Genomic DNA, 1,474 nt, shown 5'->3' with positions numbered 1-1,474 from the left:
GCCAATACCGGTTACTTAGGGCTTTGGTATGCGTCTGACCCGTTTGGGTTTGGTGGCGTCGATGATGGTGATGGTCGGAACGTGTGGGCGATCCGCAGTGTCGAGGGCAGCGCGCTTGAGGGGCCAGTTGGCGACTTTGCGTTTGATGACGCGGGGGTTGTTCCGGCGGCGTCGCGGTGGCAGGAGACGTTCGAGTAGTTCAGCGTGAGCGGCTTTGATCGCGCGGGCGAGTCTGCCGGGGGGAAAACGCCGCCTGGTCGGTGACCTGGCGGCGCACGACGCGCAGTGAGCGGGTGAAGGAAATCCGGTCCGGATCCCGGTCGGCCTGTCGTGCGGCCTGGTGCATCAGGTGTCGGATGGCGTGGTGGACGAGCAGGAAGCCGTAAAGTTCCTGCTCGGCTCCGTCAGGGTGCTGCGAACGCAGCACCAGGCGGGAACCGCCGAGGTGGGTCTTGATCTCGTCGAGGGTGGACTCGAACTCCCACCGCTGGGCATAGAGGGCAGCCAGTTCCGCGGCCGGGGCCTCGTCCGGGTCGAGGATCGTGGTGAGGAGCCGGTAGGCGCCCTCGTGGCCGGCGATGGTGTACTCCACCGCGCGTACCGGTACCCCGCGACGGGTGTGGTGGATGTCGGTGCGGTCGAATGTCTCGGTGAGGTAGGAGCCGTCCGGCAGTTGCTCGACCACGGGCAGCACGAGGTCTTTGCGGACTCGCCACAGCAGGTCCGCTCCCGTGGCGGCGGCTGTACGCCACAGGTCCACGCCGTAGAAGCCGCGGTCGGCCATCAGCAGCATCCCCGGCCGTAGGGACGACAGAACCTCCAGGGCCAGGGTCTGCTCTCCAGCGCGAAGAGGTCCGATCGCAGCGTCGAAGACGGCATGGGTGCCGCACTCCACCAGGCCGACCATGCGGATCTGCGGGTAGCCGACGTTCTGTTCGCCCCGTCCGGAGCGCGGCGGACGACCGAACGCCTCCACGTGCGCCTTCGTGTCGGGCAGGTCGAACGTGGTCCCGTCGATCGCGGTCAGCCGCCAGTCGCGGTAGAAAGCGCCCTGAGTACCCGGTGTGGCAACCGGACGGCACACCCGCACGAACAGCTGTCGCAGCGGCGCCACGCCCAACCGGGACCTGGCTTTCCAGATCGCAGCTGTACTCGGCACCGCCCACGACGTACGCCAACGCCGCGCGCCCTGCAAGCCTGCGGTCAGCAGCCGGGCGACCTCCTCATAGCTCTGCCCCGAAAACAGGCACATCGCCAACACGAAGTAGACCACCAGCCGGGCCGGCAACAGCCGATTCCGCTGCTCTACGCGGCCCGTCTCCGCCAACACCTCATCCACAAGTGACTGAGGAAACGCCTGCGTCAGCACCCCGACCGCAACTCGGTCGGACAATCGCCCACCAGATGACTTCAGTTGACCAGCTCTCGGCACATCACCAGCAACGACCAAACAGCCCCAAAGTTACCGGTATTG

The 1,474-nt window shown here is 66.6% G+C and carries 2 protein-coding genes; one reads left to right on the top strand and one right to left on the bottom strand.

What is annotated here, in order from left to right; all coding sequences use genetic code 11:
- Positions 1 to 198 (top strand): hypothetical protein (locus AB0D12_RS41315; RefSeq protein WP_362695255.1); only part of this gene is annotated, 198 nt, incomplete at its 5' end.
- A gap of 1 nt (position 199) precedes the next feature.
- Here AB0D12_RS41315 and AB0D12_RS41310 read toward each other — a convergent pair.
- Entirely contained in the window at positions 200 to 1,432 is a 1,233-nt protein-coding gene (locus AB0D12_RS41310; protein ID WP_362695252.1) for an IS4 family transposase, read from the bottom strand.
- Positions 1,433 to 1,474: the final 42 nt, after the last annotated feature.

It is taken from the genome of Streptomyces sp. NPDC048479, from assembly GCF_040651435.1.
Classification (GTDB): Bacteria; Actinomycetota; Actinomycetes; order Streptomycetales; family Streptomycetaceae; genus Streptomyces.
Note: the sequence above shows the minus strand (reverse complement) of the source record. Positions and strands in the feature narration are given on the sequence as shown.